The sequence below is a fragment of the Candidatus Poriferisodalis sp. genome (genome assembly GCF_965208895.1).
Classification (GTDB): domain Bacteria; phylum Actinomycetota; class Acidimicrobiia; order Acidimicrobiales; family Poriferisodalaceae; genus Poriferisodalis.
Window position 1 is genome coordinate 1,488,682 of record NZ_OZ242363.1, and the last position, 19,985, is coordinate 1,508,666.

The following is a 19,985-nucleotide window of genomic DNA, read 5'->3' on the forward strand; positions in this document are numbered from 1 at the left end:
GCGCAAGCTACCGGGGCGACCGCCGATGGGCGCTACGCAGGGGCGGCGTCGAGCCAGCCTTCAGCTTCAGCTTGCTGCTGCACAAATGCTCGCGCCGCATCGTCCACGAACGCGATCCGGCCACGCCCGACCGACACAATGAGACCAGCGGAGATGAGACGCCGCCGGTAGTTGCTGAGGCTGCGGGAACTGTGCCCCCAGCGCTCACCGACATCGGCGACAGAACTGGATCCGCGATCAGCAAGCATCGCCACAGCCAACGCCTTGTCTAGGTCGGAGAGTCGATACCAGACCGGCCCATACACATGGTCGCCGAACATTTGAATGGCATCTGACACAGCAGGGGACACGTCAGCCAGACGGATGCCCGCCACCGGGTCCGCAGCGTTGTCCCATGCGCAGGCACCGACCAGCTGAACGAGGTAGGGCTGCCCCCGCGACGCTGTAGCCGCTAGATCAAGCGCTTCGTCGTCGATGCGCGCGCCGACGTCCTCGATCGGCTGACGCAGCGCTGTTCGTGCCTCCGACGCCCGCAAGTTGTCGATCTGATGGCGGCGACAGCGTTGCAGGAACGTACCCACTGGTCCTGGCAGCAACCTGTGCTCGAGCTCAGGCAGCGCGGCGCCGACGAACGCGATGGGCCGTTCTGCCCGCCGCGAGACAATTTGGAACACGCTGCCGAATTCCTTGATCTCCTCGACATCACAGACATGCAACTCGTCGAGGGTTATCACGACTCCTGCGCCGCGATTCGCCAAGAGATCGCCAAGCGCAGCGAGCGACGCCTCAAGATCGAGCGAAGGCATCGCAGCGCGTTGCTCCTGTGGCGCACGCTCGGTATGGATGCCGAGGCCCAGCACGGAGACGCCGCTCAGCTCTCGCTTCGGCCCGCCTTCAGGCTCTTCGGCCAACGAGCGAAGCATTCGATCCGCCCTCGATGCCAGTTGCTCGATCAAGCCGAGGGGTCTCGCGACCGCAGCCGAAATCGACACCCATCCGTGCTCGGCTGCCCGATCCTCTATGGCGTTGAGCAACACCGTCTTGCCGGTGCCCCTCAGGCCCCACAGCAACGTTGCGTAGCTCGCGCTGCGGATGCTGGCGAACACCTCGTCAAAATCTCGCAGCACGGCATTGCGGCCTACGAGGACAGGTGGGGTGATACCGAAGGAAGGTGAGAATGGGTTGGGTGGTTGCACTTCCGTCCCGCTTTCGTCAGCAGCGGCGCAGTGTGATGACATACCGGCAATCGAGACTCAGCCGGCAGATGCAGGTGGGCGTTGCATGCCCAGGTTCGCGTCTTTCAGAACGATAGCAAATCGTCGCCATTCTGCGGAGAATTCTGTTCCTGCGGGATTTTCTTTGCTTGCGGAAGATTCTGAACGGCGGAGTGGGTGAGACACCCTTGGGCGACAGTGGACGCTGAACGGGTGCATCACGCTCTCGGACGCGGCACCGTGCGCTGCGCGGATGAACACCAGCGCTGGATGGGTACGGTGCGCACTCCATGACGCAGCTTCCGGTGGCACCGCAGCGGCCGCACATCCGGCGTATTCACGGCACCGAGACCGCCGACCCGTGGCACTGGCTGCGCGACCGGGACGATCCCGCCGTGCGGGACTATCTCGAGGCTGAGAACGCCTACACCGAGGCAGCCGCGGCGCACCTGGCGGGGCTGCGCGAGCAGATCTTCAACGAGATCAGGGCACGCACCAAGGAGACCCACCAGTCGCTGCCGACGCCCAAGGATGACTGGGAGTACCGGGCACGCACGATCGAGGGGCAGCAGTACGTCATCCACGTGCGGCGACCCCGCGGCGGCGCCGACGACGACGAGACGGTGCTCCTCGACGAGAACGAGCTGGCCGAGGGTCACGACTACTTCGCCGTCGGCGATCTCTCGGTCAGCCCTGATCATCTGCTGCTCGCCTACACCGTCGACACCGCCGGCGACGAGAAGTACGCACTGACCGTCGTCGACATCGCGACCGGCGAGGTGCTCGACGGCCCCGATGCGCCCGCACCCGGCTGCGGGCTCACCGACCTCAGCTACGGATTGGTCTGGGCGAACGACAACTCGACGCTGTTCGCCGTGCGCACCGACCCAGCCCAGCGCCCCAACCGGGTGATCCGCCACGTCGTGGGCACCGACCCCGCCGACGACGTCGAGGTGTACCGGGAGGACGATGAGCGGTTCTGGGTGGGCCTCGGCGCCTCTCGCAGCGAGCGGTACATCGGGATCGGGTGCGAGTCGAAGACCACCTCTGAGCACCGCCTGCTCGACGCCGACAATCCGACCTCAGCGCTGCTGCTGGTGCAGGAGCGTCGAGAGGGCATCGAGTACGGCATCGACCATCAAGGCGATCGCCTGCTCATCGTGACCAATGACGGCGCGGAGGATTTCCGTCTCTTGGAGGCACCGCTGCCGACCGATTCCGGCGGCGAGGGCCTGCCGTGGCGAGAGCTCATCGGTGCCCGGCCAGGCATTCGGCTGGACGGCGTGGACTGCTTCGCCGATTTCGCCGTCGTTCACGAGCGCAAGGACGGCCTGGTGACGATGCGCGTCCACGACACCAGCAAGGCCAGCGAAGAACTCCCGCTGGGTCCGGGAGTCGAAATCGAGATGCCCGAGCCTGTCTACGAAGCAGGAGGCGGCTCGAACGCCGAATACGAGACCACGCGGTACCGCTTCGGCTACACCTCGATGGTCACGCCGCCGTCGGTCTTCGAGCTGGACCTCGACAGCGCCGAGCGAGAGCTGCTCGACCAGCTTCCGGTGCTCGGCGACATCGATCTGACGGCATACCGAACTGAGCGAATCAGGGCAACTGCGCCCGACGGCACCGAAGTTCCCGTCAGCATGGTGTGGAAGCCGAGCGCCGTGCGTTGGCCTGCGCCGTGCCTGCTGTACGGCTACGGCGCGTACGAGATGCCGATGCCAGCATCGTTCTCGACGGCGCGGCTGTCGCTGCTCGACCGGGGAGTTCTCTTCGCCATTGCCCATGTCCGAGGCGGCGGCGAGCTCGGCCGACCTTGGTACGAAGGCGGCAAGCTGGCCAACAAGTCGAACACGTTCGACGACTTCGCTGCGTGCGCCGCACACCTCGCCGCAACCGACTGGGCCGACCCAGCACGGATCGTCGCCCGTGGCGGCAGCGCCGGCGGATTGCTGATGGGCGCCGTGGCGAACCGCCACCCGGAGCTGTTCTGCGGCATCGTCGCCGAGGTGCCGTTCGTGGATGTGCTGAACACGATGCTCGATCCCGACATCCCGCTGACAGTCACCGAATACGACGAGTGGGGCGACCCCAACGATCCGGAAGTCTTCGAGACCATCCGGTCGTACGCGCCCTACGAGAACGTGGAAGCCGTCGACCATCCGGCCTTGCTCGTGACCGCAGGGCTCAACGACCCGCGGGTGCAGTACTGGGAGCCAGCGAAGTGGGTCGCCAAGCTGCGAGCGACGACAACCTCGACCAAGCCGATCCTGCTGCGCACCGAGATGGGAGCCGGCCACGGAGGACCGTCAGGCCGCTACGACGCCTGGCGTGACGAGGCCTTCATTCTCGCATTCATCTGCGACGTGCTCGACGTGACCTAAGAGTCTGGTCGGAAACGGGTGCCGGACTCAATCTGCAAGCCCCTGACCTGCGGTTTTGCATGCACCAAACACCCGAAATGCGACTTTCCGACCAGGCTCCTAAGCCACGCGCAGGCAACACGGGTGGCGTAAGCCACGTGCAGGCAAGACGGTCGGCGTGACCCACTCAGAACAGGGCCGCTACAGCGAGCACCGCCAGCCCGCCGTTGCGCAGCAGCGAGCCAGCGCCCACCGGCTTCGCCGACCAGCGTCCGAAGCAGGCACATGCGGGCCGGTCAGCGAGAGGCCGCCGCAGCACCCGCGCCAGCGCAGCGCTGAAGGCCGCCAGCACACCGAGCGCCAACCAGGCCGGCCACGGCTCGGCCAGGCCGGCGGCGAGGCCGGCACCCAGCACGATCTCAGCCGGAGCAATGAACCAGACCGACCAGCGGGGTGCCCCCATCGCTTGCGCAGCACCCGGCCAGGACGGATCACGTAGCTTCAGCGCTCCCGACGCCAGGAACAGCACGCCGAGTACCACGCGGGCGACAGTGCCAATCACCTGACCGCCCGATCACCGAACCACGCCGCACCGCCTTCAGGCAAAGGTGCCGTAGCCGCCCTTCCAGAACAGCAGTGGGTCCTTCGCATCGAGCACCTCGAGCTCCACCACCCGGCCGACCACGATGTCATGGTCACCGCCGTCGTACACCGCCTCGATGGTGCAGTCGATGTAGGCGATCGAGCCGTCGATAATTGGTGCGCCCGTCGGCCCCGGATGCCACTCGACATCGGCGAATTTGTCGTCGGCCCGGCTGGCCATGACGCCGCAGGTGGCCATCTGGTCCTGAGCCATGATGTTCACGCAGAAGCTGCCCGCAGCACGGATGTCCCCCCACGAAGACGAGTCCTTGGTGGGCAGAAACGCCACGAGCGGCGGGTCCAGCGACACCGACGTGAACGAGCCGATGGCCATGCCGACGGGCCGGCCCTCGTTCACGGCAGTCACGGCCGTCACGCCTGTCGGGAAGTGCCCCAGTGCGTCCCGGAAGAGCCTGCTGTCGATGGTCGGCTGGTCGCTTGCGTCAGTCACGGCTGCAACCCTAGACACGGCGCTGGGGCAGTTTCCCCGCCCCGAGGCGCTTGCCGCCCTCGGTCGGGCTGCGATGGCCGTATGTAGCCTCCGACCATGACTTCGAGCGCTGGCGGCGACACCTCAAACGGCGAGGCGGCAAGCGCCCCGCACGACGGCTTGGTGGCCGTGGTGAAGCGGGACTGCCCGACGTGCGAGCTCGTCGAACCCGTGCTTGCAGACATCGAGGCCCGCACCTCGCTCACCGTGTACACCCAGGACGATCCCGCCTTCCCCGAGGCGGTCTCCGCCAAGGTGCACGACGACGACCTCGGGTTCTCCTGGCATCACGACATCGAGACCGTCCCGACGCTCATGCGTTTTGCCGGCGGCGACGAGGCCGGCCGCATCTTGGGTTGGTCACGGCCCGAATGGGAAGCCTTCACCGAGCTGACCGCACTTGGCAGCGACTTGCCCGAACATCGCCCCGGCTGCGGCTCGCTGTCGGTCGATCCAGCCCACGCCGACGCCTTGGAAGCTCGTTTCGGGAGCTCAGGACTCAGTGCTCGCCGCGTCGAGTTCGGCAGCCAGGAGGACATCCACGAGGCGATGTACGACCGCGGCTGGTCAGACGGCCTGCCGCTCGTTCCCCCGACTGCCGAGCGGGTGGCCGCCATGCTGGCGGGAACGTCGCGTGCACCCGGCGACATGGTGGCCAACGTCGCACCGGATCTTGCCGACTGCACCGTCGAGAAGGCGGCCGTCAATGCCGTGATGGCCGGCTGCCAGCCCGAGTACTTCCCCGTTGTGCTCGCAGCGCTGACCGCCGTCTGCAACGACACGTTCAACATGCATGGGATGCTGGCCACCACCATGCCGGTCGGACCGGTCTTCATCGTCAACGGCCCGATCGCCCGCCAGATCGGCATGAACAGCGGGATGAACGTGTTCGGCCAGGGCAACCGCGCCAACAGCACGATCGGGCGGGCCGTGCAGTTGATCGTGCGCAACGTCGGCGGCGGACGCCCCGGCGAGGTGGACCGGGCTGCCCTGGGCCAGCCGGGCAAGGTGGGCTTCTGCTTCGCCGAGATCGAAGGCGGTGCCGAGGCTGCGCCCGCCGGGACCTCTGGAAACGCCAGCGAAAACGGCGGCAGCGGCCCCAGCACGGGCTGGGATCCGCTGTGCACCGACTTTGGCTTCGAAGCCGGCACCAACTCGGTGACGGCCTTCCCCGGCGAGGCGCCCCGCTCGGTGGTTGACCAGCTCTCTCGCGATCCTGAGTCGCTGGCCCGCACCTTGGCCGCCGCGCTGAACGCAATCCATCACCCGAAGCTGGTGCTGGGCTTCGATGCGATCCTGGCGGTGGCCCCCGACCACTCCCGCGTCTTCATCGAAAGCGGCTGGTCACGCCAGCAGACTGCCGAGCGCATCAATGAACTGACGACCCGACCGGGCGCCGAGCTGGTGCGCGGTGCTGGCGACATCGCCGAAGGCGTGCCCGAGTTCCTGGCCGAGACGGACCTGCCCAAGTTCCGTGAGGGCGGCTTGCACCTGGTGCACTGCGGCGGCGGTGCGGGCCTGTTCTCGGCCGTCATCGGCGGCTGGGTGAACGGCGAGGTAGGCGCTCAGCCGGTCTGCGTCGAGATCGATCCCTGGCGCTAGCACGGCTCGTTCGCCGGAGAGGTCTGCAGATCAGCGGCTACAGTCGGTCGGAACGTGCCCACCGGATCCAACCCAGGGGGAACCACATGAGCACTGTTGTCTTGGACCCCACGAACGAAGCAGCGCCTTCGCATCGCGAGCGTGTGGCCCGACCCGACAAGCTGGACGGCCTCACCGTCGGGCTGCTGGATATCAGCAAGCCTCGCGGCGACCGCTTCCTGAATCGGCTGGAGGAGCGGCTGACCGAGCGTGGACTGCGGGTCGAGCGCTACTCAAAGCCCACGTTCACCAAGCCGGCGCCTGTCGACCTGCGCCACGAGATTGCCACCAAGTGCGACGTGGTGATCGAAGCGCTAGCCGATTGAGGCAGTTGCACGTCGTGCAGTGTGCACGACATCGCTGATCTGGAACGCCGCGGCATCCCGTCTGTCTTCGTGGCCACCGTCCAATTCATTGACGGGGCCGAGGTGCAGGGCAAGGCGCTCGGCTTCGACCCCGCCGCTGTGTGGGTGGAGCATCCCATCCAGGACCGCACCGACGATGAAATGGTCTCCATCGCCGACAAAGCCTTCGACGAGCTGATTGAACAGCTCGTAGCTGCTTGAGCTACGAGCCAATCGAGCACAGCGTGGCTGCTTGAGCTACGAGCCAAAGGGCACGGCGTAGCTGCTTGAGCTACGAGCCAAAGGGCACGGCATAGCTGCTTGAGCTAGCCAAGCCGGAGCTGGTCGCCGTCTGCGGTGACCAAGCCCTCCGCAATCAATCCATCGATGAGCCGGTACGCCCGGGTCTCATCGCGTCCGAGCCTCATCGCCTCAGCAGCTTGGGATCGCTTGATTGCACCGCCGGAGAGCGCGGCCAGCAGGCGGCCCCTGGCTTGGCGGTCGCTGCCTTCGAACGGCGCTTGCCGCGCACTGACCCCGGCGCTGCGATCAGCCGGGTCAGGTGAGTCCGACCCCGCCCACGCGCACCACTGCTCGACAGGGCACCCGCCACAGCTCGGGTCTCGCTTGGTGCAAACCCGTGCGCCGAGATCCATCATTGCCTGATTCCATCGCCAGCTCTCGCCCGGCGGCACCAGTTCGTCGGCGAGCTGTTGGGCTTCCGCCCCGCTGAGCCGGCGGCCCGTCCAGCGGGCCAGGATGCGGCCCACGTTGGTATCAACCACACCGGCGTCGATGCCGAAGGCGAACGCCTGCACGGCCCGAGCGGTGTAGGGACCTACGCCAGGCAGCCCCAGCAGGCTGTCCAGATCGACGGGCAGCTCACCGCCGTGATCGGAGGAGATGACCTTCGCCGCGTGCCACAGGTTGCGAGCGCGCCGGGGATACCCCAAACCCTGCCAAGCAGCCAGAACGTCAGACAGCTCCGCTTGCGCGAAGTGCCCAGGCGTAGGCCAGCGCTCAGCAAACAACTCGAAGTAGGGCAGCACGCGATCAACCTGGGTCTGCTGCAGCATGACCTCCGAGACCAGCACGAGCCACGGATCGCGGGTGCACCGCCACGGCAAGTCCCGTCGCTCGGTCGCCCACCACTGGAGCAAATCGGCGTGGCGCGAGCCATGCGCATCCGGCACGGTGCAGCGCTCGCCGCGCTTATCTCGTTCAGCGCGGATCACGCCACGCTCATCCCAGCTCGGCGTGGAGCGGCAGCTCAGCCCTGCCCGACTGCAGCCTCGTCGCTGTAGGGGAAGCGTCGCTCAGGCGATGCATCCCGCTTCCAGATCATCACCTTGCGCCGGAAGTAGCAGACCTCTTCGGATCGCTGGTTGACTGCCCGAGTCTCGACCGTCACCACACCCCGGTCGGGCCGTGAACTCGACTCCCGCTTGTCGAGCACCTTGGTGACGGCATAGATGGTGTCGCCGTGGAAGGTCGGCCGCGAGTGCGTCAGCGTCTCGACCTCGAGGTTGGCGATGGCCGCACCGCTGACGTCGGGCACGCTCATGCCCAGCACCAGCGAGTACACGAGATTGCCGACCACGACATTCTTGCCGTGCACCGTCTCGTGCTGGGCGAACCACTCGTTGGTGTGCAGCGGGTGGTGGTTCATGGTGATCATGCAAAAGAGGTGATCGTCGGCCTCGGTGATCGTCTTGCCCGGCCAGTGCCGGTACACGTCGCCGATCTCGAAATCCTCGAAGTAGCGCCCGAACGGGCGGTCATGGACGGTCACGGGAACCTCCGTGCGGTGCTTTGGAGCAGTGGTGCTGGTGGGTGGGTCGAGTCATCGTACGGCGCACGGCTCGCGGCTACCGGGCTGCGGCGGGGTCGCTTGCGGGAGTCGGCTTTAGCCTGTGCGGCTGTGACGACGACGGGGACAATCGCTGGGACGGCTGCGGCACCTGCCGAGCCGGATATGCAGGCGGCGGCTGACGCGCTGGCGGCGGGCACCGAGGCCGTGAGCCGAGCCTGCGCGCACGCGGTCGGCAAGGGCGACGATCACCAGTGCTTCCTCTACGACCTGGCGCACACCGCTTCGGCACTGCGCATCTGCGAATCGTTGCTCGACTGGGGCGCGCTGGGCGACGCCGAGGCCCGCCTCGCGTGCGGCTTCATCGCCGACGCGCTCGGCGAGTTCCACGCCCGGCTGTTCGCCCGCGAAGCCCAATGGGGCCTCGAATCGGGCGCACTCGACAGCGCCCGCGACTTCGTGGCCGCCTACCGCGACCCTGCCTACGTCGCCACGCTCGCCGAGCTCGCCCCGCCCAGCCACCTCGACGAAGACTTCGAGCTCGTCGCGGAGACGTTCCGCCGCTTCGGCGAGGACAAGATCGTGCCGGCCGCCGAGCACATCCACCGCGGCGACACCGACATCCCCGAAGACCTCATCGCGGGCCTCGCCGAGCTGGGCTGCTTCGGCCTGTCGGTGCCCGAGGAATACGGCGGCTTCGCCTCAGGCTCTGAGAGCGACTATCTGGGCATGGTCATCGCCACCGAGGAACTGTCACGGGCATCGCTGGGTGCGGGCGGCTCGCTCATCACCCGGCCCGAGATCCTCACGCGGGCGCTGGAGCGTGGCGGCACCGAGGAGCAGAAGAAGCACTGGTTCCCCCAGATCGCCACCGGCGAGACCATGGTGGCGGTCGCCGTCACCGAGCCCGATTACGGCAGCGACGTGGCCAATCTGGTCGTGTCGGCGACGCCTACCGAGGGCGGCTGGCTGATCTCGGGCACCAAGACGTGGTGCACGTTCGCCGGCCGGGCCGATGTGCTGATGCTGCTGGCCCGCACCGACCCCGACCGGCGCAAGGCACACCGGGGCCTCAGCCTGTTCATCGTGCCCAAGCCCCAGGCGGAGGGTCACGACTTCCAATTCACCGACGATCGGGGCGGCACCACCGAGGGGCGGGCCATCGCCACGCTGGGCTACCGGGGCATGCACAGCTTCGAGATCGCCTTCGACGACTGGTTCGTGCCCGCAGAGAACCTCATCGGCGGCGACGACGGCATCGGGCAGGGCTTCTACCTGCAGATGGCCGGGTTCGAGAACGGTCGGCTGCAGACGGCGGCGCGGGCCGTGGGCGTCATGCAGGCGGCCTATGACGAGGCCCGCTCGTACGCCGACGAGCGCCAGGTGTTCGGCCAGCCGATCGCCGAGTACCAGCTCACGCAGGCGAAGCTGGGCCGCATGGCCGCGATCATCGCCGCGGCCCGCCAGTACAGCCACGAGGTAGCTCGCATGATGGCGCGAGGCAGCGGGGCGCTCGAGGCGTCGATGATCAAGGCGTACGTCTGCAAGGCCGCAGAGTGGGTGACCCGCGAGGCACAGCAGATCCACGGCGGGTTCGGCTTCGCCGAGGAATACACGGTCAGTCGGCTGTTCGTCGACGCCCGGGTGCTGTCAATCTTCGAGGGCGCAGACGAGACGCTGTGCCTCAAGGTGATTGCGCGCCGGCTGCAAACTCAAAGCGCCTGAACACTCCCGCGGGCGTGCAGGGGCGGACTCACGTTCATTTTCTGCACAGAAACGCCGCCTGAGGCGGCGATTGTGCACACAGAAACACTGCAGCAACGGCTCGGTGCAGGAAGACACGACCGGGCACGGGATAGCTTCGGCGCGTGCACCCGATCGAGCACCTGCGCTATGTGGCGCGTGCGGGCGACCTGTCCCAGGACGTGCTGGTGCGCGAGACGGCCTCGGCTCTGGGCGCGCTGGCGTCTGACCCGCTGGAGCTGGTCACCGTGTGCCGTCGGATTCTCGACAAGTACCCGGTCGCCGGGGCGCTGTGGTCGATGGCGGCCCGGGTGTGCACGTCTGCGCAGCCTTACCGGGCTGCACGGGAGTTCTCGTCCGAGCTGCGTGCCGACGACACCGCTCATCACGCTGCCGATGCGCTGCCTGCCGATGCGACGGTCTGCCTGCTGGGTTGGCCCGACCTTGCCGCCGAAGGACTGGGGCGACGATCAGACGTGACCGTGCGCGTCATCGACGCCTACGGCGAGGGTGCCGGCCTGGCGCGACGGCTCGCCGGCAACGGCTGCGACGTGACCGACGTGCCGCTCGCCGGCCTGGCGGCTGCGTGCTCGAACGCAGACGTCATCTTGGTGGAGGCCGCCGTCGCTGGGCCCGAAGCGGTGATCGCTGCGGGCGGCTCCCACGCTGCCGCCGCTGTCGGGTACGTGTCGGGGGTCGACGTCTGGTGCATTGCCGGGCAGGGTCGCGCACTGCCCCAGCAGTTCTTCGAGGCCGCAGCGAGCACCGTCGCAGATGAGCCGTGGGAATGCGACGAGGAAGTGGTGCCGCTCGGCCTGTTCAGCCACGTCGTCGGCCCAAACGGCATCGAGCCCGCCGCCGGCTGGCAGCGAGCCGACTGTCCCCTCGCCGCGGAACTGCTGCGGCCTGCGATCTGAAATCTGGTGAACCGTGGCCGAGCCGACCGGGAGCGCTAGTTTGCCTGCCGTGCTTGACGCGCCGTCCACCGACATCAAGCTCGAGACGCTTTCCGGCCACACCCACACGCTGGGCGAATGGCTGGTGGTGTTCAATCTCATGGGCGTCGTCATCGACCCCTACACCCACCAGAGCGGCTGGATACTGCCCACGGCGTCGCGGTTGTTCGTGGTCTACGAGGAGGCCGACGTGCGCTGCGCCTTCGTGGTGTGCAGCGATGCGGAAGGCGCTCGCAGCTTCCTGGGCCGCTTCGCCGACGAGCACTTCGTGCTGCTCGACCCCGAGCGCGAGTTCGTGCGCTCGCTCGGCCTCGAGCGGCTGCCGGCCCTCGTGCACCTCGCCCAGGACGCCAGCGTGCTCGGCTCAGCCCAAGGCTGGAATGCCGCCGAGTGGTCCGACGTCATCAACGGCGTCGAAGACGCCATGGACTGGCGGGCACGGCCGGTGCTGCCCACCGCCGAAGACCCGGGCAACTTCGAAGGTACCCCAGCGCTCGTCTAGCCCCGCGGAGCCCGGTTACCCCACCTTCAGCTGCCGTCGAGCACCCGCCTGACAGCCTCTTCCACTGCCACACCTTCCTCGGATGCGGCAAGCCACTCACGGGCTAGCTGCCTTGCCGATCGCACGTTCAGGCCATCCGGCGCACGCTGTCGTCGTTCTTGGCTGAGAAGATCTGCGACGCCGTCGGCAGCAGTGCTCGCTGCTTCGACGAGTCCAAAGTGCGTCCGGTCCGCGGCGTCGTACGGCGGTATCCACAGCTTCCACACATGTGTGTGCACATGGCGCGGGCCCCATTGCCCCTTCGGCACATGTGGCTCAAGGAGAGTCCGCAATGTGAGCGAGTTCAGGATTCCGCAAAGGTAAAGAGCCTCATCACCCGAATCGGTCGGCAACCAGTAGAGGGAGTTCTCGACGATGATCTCCGCGTTGGAACACATCGCCGCAGTGGGATGCCCGGATGCTGAATAGAGCACCCGCGGACCGGCATCATCGCCTGCGCCTGACGAGCGCCAGGCAAGTTGCGCCGAGAGCTTGCCCATGTGGTCCAGTTGATCCGCGAGGGTCGTCGAGCGGCGCTGCTCCCACACTTCCGACACGAAGCTCCAGCGCTCCCGCATTCGCCAACGCAATGATGCCGGGTCGATCCGACGACGATCGCTGACCTGCCGGACAATTGAGCCTTCGTCACTGATCGGCAGCAGCGCAGGAAGCGTGTCGAGCATGCAATAGGGCGCGACACTCTCGCCGAGAGCGACATCGAACAGATGAGTCCGTTCCACGGTCTGCTGATGGATCGCGCCGAGGTCCACAGACCGCCAAGGTTCCTTGTCCTGTGCCCCTCGTCGCGGGTTGGTGCGAATTGAGTTGGCGGCGACCACCGGACCCCTGAGCGGGTCCTCAACAACGAAGAAGAGCCGGCGGGGGAAGATTGTCGCTCCATTACGCGCTCTGTTCGCATACGGCGATTGAAGCTCCTCGTCGTGTGCGAGCCGAGACACGATTCGCTCGACTCCGTGAGTGCCCGGCACGCCTGTCCACCGCTCCACCTCGTTGGGCAGCGCGCTGCCGGATTCCGCCCGGCTGCCAACGACGACGCATGCGGGAACCGGAAAGAAGTCATTTGGATCCAGCGTTTCCAAGTCCCAGGGGAGCGAATGCGCGAGATTCATGTTGAGCGGTGCGTCAGGCTTGGTCCATCGCCCGGTCCGCCACTTCGCGTAGTGGCCCTGCGCGAGCGCGGAGTGCGGCATGACCATGGCGCAGATACCGCCGGGGGCGAGATAGAGATCCGCACAACGCGTGAAGAAGAGTGCAGCTAGGTCGGCGTTGGCAGCAAACTGGGCACCCATCCAGATGCCGTACTCGGTGCTGAGCTTCTTGAGGCGTTCGCCGAGGCGATCGACTGTCTGGTTGTAGGTGATCCACGGCGGGTTCCCGATGACAACATCAACTGTCTCTTCAGCGAGCACGAGAGGACGCACCACGTTGCGGGTGTAGTAGCTCCAGATGTGGTCTCGGCCTTCAGCATGAAGTGCCTCGAGGAGGGCGAGCGTTGGCGCCAGCGCTGCGCGCTCCGCCTCAGAAATCCCGGCATCGTCAAGAGGTCGTCGGGGATCGCCGCCGACTCGAACTTGATCGGCCACCTGCTCCATGGCCGCATCGAAAATCTCCGGACGCTCGATCAGCGAACGAGGGAAGCGCAATTCGCGGCGCAGTGGATCGCCTGTCACCGGGATGCTGACTTCTGCGCGGCCCAGCAGTTGATCGGCCGTCGTCAACAGTTGCAGGGAATCGCCGAGGTAGACGGGTGGCATGAAGTCCGGTCGGCCGGCTACAGCTGCGATGGCCTCGCGTGAAGCAAGCACCCATTCAGACCGTGCGAGGTGGACGGCCACCGGGTGCACATCAACACCGATGACATTGCGGCGCAGCCTGGCAAGGGTCTCGGCGGGAGTCAGTTCCGCTCCGCGCGCAGCTGCAAGCAGATGTCGAATCGCAGCAACAAGAAAACTCCCCGAGCCGCACGCCGGATCCAGCACTCGCTGTGAGAGCGGGTCTGTCACGGCCTGTTGGACCAGGGCGTCGGCGAGCCAACCGGGCGTGTAGTACTCGCCAAGCTGCTCGCGCTCCGCTGCGGGTATGACGCTCTGGTAGAGCGTCGACGCCATCCCCAGTTCAGCAGTTGACCAGTCGTACGAGGCCGTCCACGCCGCCATCTCCCGAATGACGTCCACGCCGCCATCGACTTCGCCCAGCCATGTGAAGAAGTCAGTCTCGATGACGCCTACGAGGCCGGTATCGGCGGCAAAAAGACGCCCGACAAGCAGGTCCAACGGGTCCTGGGCGGACAGACGCTCGACGTCCACCCCATACGTCGCTTGGGTGATCATGCCGATCATGGTCACCAAGTACGTGTGCCGGACGAACAGGCTGTGCAGCGATTCGGTCTCTCCAGCTCCGACCACTTCTCCAAGGGCAACTTCCAGAAGTTCTTGCCAGAGGTCGTACTTGATCGCAACCGTGCGATCGTCGCCGCACTGCTCGAAGAGTCGCCGAATGAGTTCGATGTGGGTCGCGTAAACCGGGCTGGAAGGACCAAATTCCGTACCGACCGAGTCCGCATCAATTGGCTTTGCCCGTCGGCCGCTGAAGATGTACTCGTTGAGCCATCGGTAGAGCTCCACGCCGTCGCCAGGTTCGCGCAACGTGAAGGCCCACGGATACGCAGTTTGCACCTCCAACTGGCCGGTTGTCCTGCGGAGCCAGTGACGCCCGTCGGTGAGCACCCCGAGATTCACATCTTGAGATGAATCGAGGTAGCCGTCGAGTTGGGCAACGTGATCGGCGGCCGGCATCGCCGCATCTGCTGCGGTGCCGATCCGCGTCTTGACCTCTACGAACGCATCGAACAGGACGAGATCGACGCGACTTCGCCTGATGCGCTGAGGGTTGGGACTGGCTTCGGATTCGATCTCATAAAAGTCCGTCAGCTCGGTGCCGACGAGGAAGTTTCGTACAGCCGACCTGACGTTGTCCTCGTGCGCATCTGTGCCGTGCCAATGGAGCAGCTCACGAGCCAACTCGACGAAACGAGGATCGTCCGCGCTCAATTCGGTCGACGAGGCCACGGCTGTGAGTGTGTCATCTGGCTGCTACGCCAACGGTGATCGAGAACGGAGCCAGCGGCCTGCTCACCGGGCGGTCCAGCCCCCGTCAACTTCGAAGGCACTCCCGCCCTGGGCTAACCCGGCCAGCTCGGCGACCTCAGCGGGAGTCGAGGCGGGCGCGCAGGCGAATGGGCGACGGCGGTCCCCCGCTGATCGGCAGTTCCTCGCGGATGCGCTTGCTGTGGTACATCGCTCGGTCAGCGCGGGCGATGAGATGCTCGGCATCGCGCGTGGTGGCATCAGAGGCTGCCGTCCCGATGCTGATGCTCGCATACACCGCGACCAGTCCGTGCTGGTCCGCACCGACCTGTGCGTCGTCAAGCAGGATCGCCGGCGACACGGCTTCGCGCAGCCTGAGCGCGATGCGGTCCATGTCCGCGCGCGTGCGCACTCCATCGCAGATCACGAGGAATTCGTCACCGCCGAGACGTGTGACCACATCGGACGGTCGAAGCGCATTGCGCAGGCGCGCCGCGACATGCTGCAGCACCTGATCGCCGACAGCATGACCGTGATTGTCGTTGACGTCCTTGAGCCCGTCGACATCGCAGAACGCGACGCCGACGACGTAGTCGCCCCGCCGGGGGCGGCGCAGCAGCCCATCGAGATGCCGCAAGGCGTCCTTGCGGCTCACGGCTCCGGTCAGCGAGTCGATCTTGGTGGTGCGCCCGCTCTTGGCGCCCCACAGCGCACCGAGCGCGAAGCACATGATTCCGGCAGCGGCGAGTGCCGCGACGATCACGTTCATCGTCTATCCCCTGGGTTCTTCCACGCCCGCTCACAGGGCGATTCATCCGACAGAACCCAGACCGTTGTACCGCGCACCTCAGCGTGCTGTCCAGCCCCCGTCCACCATCAGCGAGCTGCCGGTCACGTAACTGCTGGCCTCGCTGGCCAGGAACAGCAGCGCCCCGTCCAGCTCGTGGGTGTGCCCGGGCCGCCGCATCGGGGCGTTGCGGCTGATCCACGCCATCGAGCGATCGTCGTCGAACATCGGTGCGGTCAGCTCGGTCTCGAAGTAGCCGGGACACAGGGCGTTCACCCGCACGCCCCGGGTCGCCCACTGCACGGCCAGGTCGCGGGTCAGGTTCACCAGGCCGGCCTTCGAAGCCGCATAGGCGGGCTGCAGATTCGGCGCCGAGGCCACGTGCCCGTGCACCGACGCCACGTTGATGATGCTGCCGGCGGCCTCCCGGCCGATGATGTCGGCGGCCACGAGCCCCGCCAGCAAGAAGCACGCATTCAGGTTGATGTCGACCACGCGCCGGAAGCTCTCCACGTCGGCCTGCTCGCCGGGGTTGATGGCGTCGCTCACGCCGGCATTGTTGACCAGCACGTCAACCTTGCCGTAGTGCTCGATGGTTCGGGCGACAAGATCGCGGCAAGCATCGTCGTCGCCGACGTCGCACGGGACGGCCACAGCATCGGGCAGACGCGACGCCAGTGATTCGAGCCGATCCGCCCGCCGCGCAGCGACGACTACTTGAGCCCCCGCCGCTGCGAATACCTCGGCGAACCGGACACCGAAGCCGCTCGATGCACCGGTCACCAAGCAGACCTGCCCGTCGAGCCGGAACGGCGAGGTCAGGTCGATCTGCCCGTTCGCTGCTGGCTGGTTCATCGACGCCCCTTCATCGGCAATGGCACCTGGTTGTCGGCGCCCGAGGGTACGGCGTTGTCCGGTTCTGTTGCAGCCGTGGCCTGGTCGCACACCGGCGCTTCGGCATCATGCGACTGGTCCATCTCCCCAAGCACACACCCGAAGTCGAATATGAATGCATCTGAAACTAATGAATATATATTGATATAGTTTCACATTGACGTGGCAGATACCGGTTCGCACGCAGATCCGACGGAGTCGGCGGTGCTCGGACTCATCATGCGCGAGCAACGGGAGTTGCGAGACAAGCAAGACGCCAAGTTGCGCGCACTGCTGCGACTGGCGGGAGGAACGCTGACGGTCTTCTTGACCACCGGCACCATTGCGGTCGCCGTGTTCAAGGACGATCTCGCCGTGCTCACCGCGATCATCGTGTTCGTCGTCGCGCTCGTTCTGGGCCTCAGCATGATCCCGATTGAGGGAATTGCCCACCGATGGCAGGCGGGGCCTGATGTCGATGATCTCCTGAAACTGTTTCATCAACCGCGTCGAACCCCCGAGGAACTTGTGCTCGCGCTCGTCATCGCTGCGCGTGATGACTACCGGCGAAACGATGCTGCGCTGAGGAGGACCCGCGGGCTCGTGGCCATTCAGGCATGCATGGCATTTTCCGGGATCGCAGTTCTGCTCGGCGGCCTCGTCGCGGTAGTTTGAGCCCATGCAGCACGACGACGCCGACATCGAATTGGACTGCGACGAGCTGCTCGGCGATGTCCCGCGGATCAGGAGCATCACGGAGAATCAAGGCTTCATTCCGGAGTCGTGGTTCTTCTGGCGCCGTTGGACCGAGAAGCACCGGCGCGACGCGAAGACCTGAGAATCGCCCGGGCGGCTTTGAGCGGTTCGGGCGGTCCGTCTCGTCGAGCCGCAATCCGGCCGAGCCACACAGCAGCGCAGTCCTTGGGGCCAGACGCCGTGAGGTTGACCCGGGCCGACGCGGCTGCGGTGTCCTAGCGTGTGGGCCATGAAGATCCGGATCGGCTTCGGGCTGGGCACGCGCAGCTTCACCAACGACCACGCCACCTTCGACCCGTTCGTGGACGCCTTGGAGGACTTGGGCTTCGACTCGTTGTGGCTGAGCGAGCGGCTCGGCGGCGAATGCCCCGACCCGATTGTGGGCTTGGCCTATGCCGCCGGTCGCACCAAGCGCATGAAGTTCGGCATGTCGGTGCTGGTGCTGCCCGGCCGCAACCTCGCGGTGCTGGCCAAGGAGCTCGCCAGCCTCGACCGGCTGTCCGACGGCAGGCTGCTGCCGGCCTTCGGGCTCGGCGTCGCCGATGTGCATGAGCAGGCTGCCTTCGGCGTCGAGCGCCGCGAGCGGGCGAAGATGTTCAACGAGGCTCTGCCGCTGCTGAAGCGCTTCTGGGAGGACGAGCCAGTCACACACCACGGCGACTGGTACGACTACGACGAGGTGTCGCTGCTGCCAAAGCCGGCCCAAAAGCCCATGGACATCTGGCTGGGCGGTGCCGCCGAAGTGGAGTTGCGCCGCTGTGGCCGTTTCGGCGACGGCTGGCTGCCGTCGTTCTGCACGCCCGACATCGCAGCGGCCGGCTGGAAGATCGTGAACGAGGCCGCCGACGAGCACGAGCGCTGGATCGACCCGGAGCACTTCGGCGTCCTCGTCCCCTACACCCACGGGGAGATGACCGCCGGCTACAAGGCAATCCTCGAACGTCGTGCGCCCGGCATCGATCCGAGCGAGATCATCCCGACCGGCTGGGACGGCTTGCGCGACCAACTGCAGCGATTCATCGAGGTAGGCGCGTCCAAGTTCGTGCCGATCCTGGTCGGCGAACCCGAGGACTGGTTCGCCGAGCTCGAAGGCGTCGCCGACGCCGTCCTCCCGCTGCAGAACTAGCCCTGCCGAAGCGCTCGGCGTCAGCCAGCGTTATCGGGTGACTCGTTTTCGACCTCTGCGGCGGGACTCAGCAGTGCCTCGAGCATCTGCTCAACGGAGGCACTTCGGGCGTTCTTGAAGGCTTCGAGACGTTCGTACACCTCGCTCGCGGCACGGTGGAAGCCGTCTGGCAGACCTGCCGCGGCGAACGTTTCTGCTATCTCGTCCATCTCGCCCACCCAGCGCCATGCCTTGGGGGCGACGGCAATGGATGTGTACGCCAAGCGCTGCGACAGGCCGCTCTGCGACAAAGCCCACTCGGCGGTCAGCTCGTCGGACACGCCCTCGGCCGCCGCCAGCGCCGCCACCGCCATCAACAGGGCACTCGTCCCCTTGGTCCACGACGCGTAGGCCATCTTCAGCGCCGAGGCAGCACCCGGCTCGCCCCCGGCCAGCACTCGGGCGTCCAGCGCGGAGCCTTCGAATCGTGCAGCTACCCGGTCGGCCGAAGCTCCGGACAGGTAGAGCCGGGTCGTTCCATGCTCCCGCACCGGCGGGCCGATCAGGCTGCCGTCGACGAAGTCCTCGAAGCGTTCGGCGATGCGGCGTGCGGTTGCCGGCGAGACGGCGTTGGCATCGACGTAGCAGCCCACAAATCCGGCATCAGCCACCGAGCCCGCTAGCGCTTCGGCCCCATGCGGCGGGCAGACCGAGATCACGATGTCGGCCTCAGCAACCAACGACTTGAGGTCGCCCGCATCGGTGAGCTCAGCACCTTCCGCCCGCTGCCAGGTTTCGACCGAGCGGCCTTCGCCCGCCCACAGCACCGTGCCGCCGCACGCAGCCGCCACGGTCGCGCCCATAGCCCCGGGGTGCAGGATTCCAGTGCTCACGACGGGTCGGAGTCGTCCTTGCCGCCGCCCAGATAGGACGTGCGCAGGGCCGGATTGGCCAGCAGTGCTTCGGCCGTGTCGTCGAGCACGACCCGGCCCGTCTGCAGCACCCAGCCCCGATCCGCGATGCCCAGCGCCATGTTGGCGTTCTGCTCCACCATGAACACCGTCATGCCGGCTTCGTGAATCTGAGAGATCAGCTCGAAGTTCTGCTGCACCAGCGCCGGAGCGAGACCCATCGAGGGCTCGTCCATGAGCAGGACACGCGGCTGCGACATGAGCGCCCGGCCGATGGCCACCATCTGCTGCTCGCCGCCCGACAGCGTGCCCGCCTTCTGGCCGAGACGCTCTTTGACACGTGGGAACAGCTCGAAGACTCGCTCCAAGTCGGATGCAACCGCCTCAGAGTCCTTACGGAGGTAAGCGCCGAGCTGCAAGTTCTCCCGCACCGTGAGCCGCTTGAACAGCCGTCGATTCTCGGGGACCATCGTGACGCCACGGGCGACCAGATAGCTCGTGGGCCGGCCATTGACGACTTCGCCGTCGAGCACCACCTCTCCTGAGGTGGGCGTCAGCATTCCCAGCAGCGTCTTGAGCGTCGTCGACTTGCCGCTGGCGTTGCCGCCCAGCAGGCATACCAGCTCGCCGGCGTAGATCGACAGGTTCACGTCGCGCAGGGCATGCACGGCGCCGTAGTGCGCGTTCACCTTGCGCATCTCC

Annotated in this window: 19 protein-coding genes; 9 read left to right on the forward strand and 10 right to left on the reverse strand. The window is 66.5% G+C overall.

The annotated features are described in order from the left end of the window. Positions 1 to 32 precede the first annotated feature (32 nt). On the reverse strand, positions 33 to 1,238 hold the full coding sequence (locus ACOGJB_RS06700) for an ATP-binding protein (protein ID WP_419840037.1): 1,206 nt from the start codon (positions 1,236 to 1,238) through the stop codon (positions 33 to 35). Between the two features lie 266 nt (positions 1,239 to 1,504). On the opposite strand from ACOGJB_RS06700, the gene ACOGJB_RS06705 reads away from it, so the two are divergent. Continuing rightward, a complete protein-coding gene (locus ACOGJB_RS06705; protein WP_419840038.1) occupies positions 1,505 to 3,598 on the forward strand; it encodes a S9 family peptidase in 2,094 nt (697 codons plus the stop codon). A 166-nt stretch (positions 3,599 to 3,764) separates the two neighbouring features. Here the strand turns inward: ACOGJB_RS06705 and ACOGJB_RS06710 are convergent, their stop codons facing one another. Both ACOGJB_RS06710 and ACOGJB_RS06715 read right to left on the reverse strand, forming a co-directional pair. Next, entirely contained in the window at positions 3,765 to 4,139 is a 375-nt protein-coding gene (locus tag ACOGJB_RS06710) for a MauE/DoxX family redox-associated membrane protein (RefSeq protein WP_419840039.1), read from the reverse strand. A 36-nt stretch (positions 4,140 to 4,175) separates the two neighbouring features. Then, entirely contained in the window at positions 4,176 to 4,670 is a 495-nt protein-coding gene (locus ACOGJB_RS06715; RefSeq protein WP_419840040.1) for a flavin reductase family protein, read from the reverse strand. Positions 4,671 to 4,766: 96 nt separating this feature from the next. Between ACOGJB_RS06715 and ACOGJB_RS06720 the strand changes: the two genes are divergently transcribed. Together ACOGJB_RS06720 and ACOGJB_RS06725 are read left to right on the forward strand one after the other, a co-directional pair. Further along, a complete protein-coding gene (locus tag ACOGJB_RS06720) occupies positions 4,767 to 6,311 on the forward strand; it encodes a thioredoxin family protein (protein WP_419840041.1) in 1,545 nt (514 codons plus the stop codon). Positions 6,312 to 6,397: 86 nt separating this feature from the next. Continuing rightward, on the forward strand, positions 6,398 to 6,916 hold the full coding sequence (locus ACOGJB_RS06725; protein ID WP_419840042.1) for a UGSC family (seleno)protein: 519 nt from the start codon (positions 6,398 to 6,400) through the stop codon (positions 6,914 to 6,916). Positions 6,917 to 7,020: 104 nt separating this feature from the next. Here the strand turns inward: ACOGJB_RS06725 and ACOGJB_RS06730 are convergent, their stop codons facing one another. Together ACOGJB_RS06730 and ACOGJB_RS06735 are read right to left on the reverse strand one after the other, a co-directional pair. Beyond that, positions 7,021 to 7,929, reverse strand: a complete 909-nt coding sequence (locus ACOGJB_RS06730) for an A/G-specific adenine glycosylase (protein WP_419840043.1) — start codon at positions 7,927 to 7,929, stop codon at positions 7,021 to 7,023. 35 nt (positions 7,930 to 7,964) lie between these two features. Further along, positions 7,965 to 8,486 (reverse strand): MaoC family dehydratase, encoded by a 522-nt coding sequence (locus tag ACOGJB_RS06735; RefSeq protein WP_419840044.1) that lies wholly within the window; start codon positions 8,484 to 8,486, stop codon positions 7,965 to 7,967. A 129-nt stretch (positions 8,487 to 8,615) separates the two neighbouring features. Here ACOGJB_RS06735 and ACOGJB_RS06740 point away from each other — a divergent pair, with 129 nt between their 5' ends. The 3 genes from ACOGJB_RS06740 to ACOGJB_RS06750 all read left to right on the forward strand — a co-directional run bounded on the left by ACOGJB_RS06740 (position 8,616) and on the right by ACOGJB_RS06750 (position 11,705). Beyond that, positions 8,616 to 10,229, forward strand: a complete 1,614-nt coding sequence (locus tag ACOGJB_RS06740; RefSeq protein WP_419840045.1) for an acyl-CoA dehydrogenase family protein — start codon at positions 8,616 to 8,618, stop codon at positions 10,227 to 10,229. Positions 10,230 to 10,372: 143 nt separating this feature from the next. Next, the gene (locus ACOGJB_RS06745) at positions 10,373 to 11,164 is read left to right on the forward strand and encodes a hypothetical protein (protein WP_419840046.1); all 792 of its coding nucleotides are present in this window, start codon (positions 10,373 to 10,375) and stop codon (positions 11,162 to 11,164) included. Between the two features lie 49 nt (positions 11,165 to 11,213). Then, positions 11,214 to 11,705 carry a hypothetical protein gene (locus tag ACOGJB_RS06750; RefSeq protein WP_419840047.1) on the forward strand — a complete coding sequence of 164 codons (492 nt, stop codon included), beginning with the start codon at positions 11,214 to 11,216 and terminating at the stop codon, positions 11,703 to 11,705. A gap of 26 nt (positions 11,706 to 11,731) precedes the next feature. On the opposite strand, the gene ACOGJB_RS06755 is transcribed toward ACOGJB_RS06750, so the two are convergent. The 3 genes from ACOGJB_RS06755 to ACOGJB_RS06765 all read right to left on the reverse strand — a co-directional run bounded on the left by ACOGJB_RS06755 (position 11,732) and on the right by ACOGJB_RS06765 (position 16,493). Further along, the gene (locus ACOGJB_RS06755) at positions 11,732 to 14,833 is read right to left on the reverse strand and encodes an N-6 DNA methylase (RefSeq protein ID WP_419840048.1); all 3,102 of its coding nucleotides are present in this window, start codon (positions 14,831 to 14,833) and stop codon (positions 11,732 to 11,734) included. Positions 14,834 to 14,969: 136 nt separating this feature from the next. Then, a complete protein-coding gene (locus tag ACOGJB_RS06760) occupies positions 14,970 to 15,620 on the reverse strand; it encodes a GGDEF domain-containing protein (RefSeq protein ID WP_419840049.1) in 651 nt (216 codons plus the stop codon). Between the two features lie 78 nt (positions 15,621 to 15,698). After that, the gene (locus ACOGJB_RS06765; RefSeq protein ID WP_419840050.1) at positions 15,699 to 16,493 is read right to left on the reverse strand and encodes an SDR family NAD(P)-dependent oxidoreductase; all 795 of its coding nucleotides are present in this window, start codon (positions 16,491 to 16,493) and stop codon (positions 15,699 to 15,701) included. Positions 16,494 to 16,694: 201 nt separating this feature from the next. Between ACOGJB_RS06765 and ACOGJB_RS06770 the strand changes: the two genes are divergently transcribed. The 3 genes from ACOGJB_RS06770 to ACOGJB_RS06780 all read left to right on the forward strand — a co-directional run bounded on the left by ACOGJB_RS06770 (position 16,695) and on the right by ACOGJB_RS06780 (position 18,393). Continuing rightward, complete coding sequence (locus ACOGJB_RS06770) at positions 16,695 to 17,186, forward strand: hypothetical protein (protein WP_419840051.1); 492 nt, start codon at positions 16,695 to 16,697, stop codon at positions 17,184 to 17,186. Positions 17,187 to 17,190: 4 nt separating this feature from the next. Next, positions 17,191 to 17,349, forward strand: a complete 159-nt coding sequence (locus tag ACOGJB_RS06775) for a hypothetical protein (protein WP_419840052.1) — start codon at positions 17,191 to 17,193, stop codon at positions 17,347 to 17,349. A 147-nt stretch (positions 17,350 to 17,496) separates the two neighbouring features. After that, entirely contained in the window at positions 17,497 to 18,393 is an 897-nt protein-coding gene (locus ACOGJB_RS06780; protein ID WP_419840053.1) for an LLM class flavin-dependent oxidoreductase, read from the forward strand. A gap of 20 nt (positions 18,394 to 18,413) precedes the next feature. Here the strand turns inward: ACOGJB_RS06780 and ACOGJB_RS06785 are convergent, their stop codons facing one another. Then, positions 18,414 to 19,265 carry a DUF1932 domain-containing protein gene (locus tag ACOGJB_RS06785; protein ID WP_419840054.1) on the reverse strand — a complete coding sequence of 284 codons (852 nt, stop codon included), beginning with the start codon at positions 19,263 to 19,265 and terminating at the stop codon, positions 18,414 to 18,416. Continuing rightward, positions 19,262 to 19,981, reverse strand: a complete 720-nt coding sequence (locus ACOGJB_RS06790; protein WP_419840694.1) for an ABC transporter ATP-binding protein — start codon at positions 19,979 to 19,981, stop codon at positions 19,262 to 19,264. Before ACOGJB_RS06790 ends, ACOGJB_RS06785 begins: the two co-directional genes overlap by 4 nt. Positions 19,982 to 19,985: the final 4 nt, after the last annotated feature.

Excerpts from the sequence above, each read along its gene's own strand:
- ACOGJB_RS06760 (WP_419840049.1), bottom strand. The coding sequence starts at position 15,620 with ATGAACGTGATCGTCGCGGCACTCGCCGCTGCCGGAATCATGTGCTTC.
- ACOGJB_RS06775 (WP_419840052.1), top strand. The coding sequence starts at position 17,191 with ATGCAGCACGACGACGCCGACATCGAATTGGACTGCGACGAGCTGCTC.
- ACOGJB_RS06780 (WP_419840053.1), top strand. The coding sequence starts at position 17,497 with ATGAAGATCCGGATCGGCTTCGGGCTGGGCACGCGCAGCTTCACCAAC.
- ACOGJB_RS06700 (WP_419840037.1), bottom strand. The coding sequence starts at position 1,238 with ATGTCATCACACTGCGCCGCTGCTGACGAAAGCGGGACGGAAGTGCAA.
- ACOGJB_RS06765 (WP_419840050.1), bottom strand. The coding sequence starts at position 16,493 with ATGAACCAGCCAGCAGCGAACGGGCAGATCGACCTGACCTCGCCGTTC.
- ACOGJB_RS06720 (WP_419840041.1), top strand. The coding sequence starts at position 4,767 with ATGACTTCGAGCGCTGGCGGCGACACCTCAAACGGCGAGGCGGCAAGC.
- ACOGJB_RS06790 (WP_419840694.1), bottom strand. The coding sequence starts at position 19,981 with ATGCGCAAGGTGAACGCGCACTACGGCGCCGTGCATGCCCTGCGCGAC.
- ACOGJB_RS06705 (WP_419840038.1), top strand. The coding sequence starts at position 1,505 with ATGACGCAGCTTCCGGTGGCACCGCAGCGGCCGCACATCCGGCGTATT.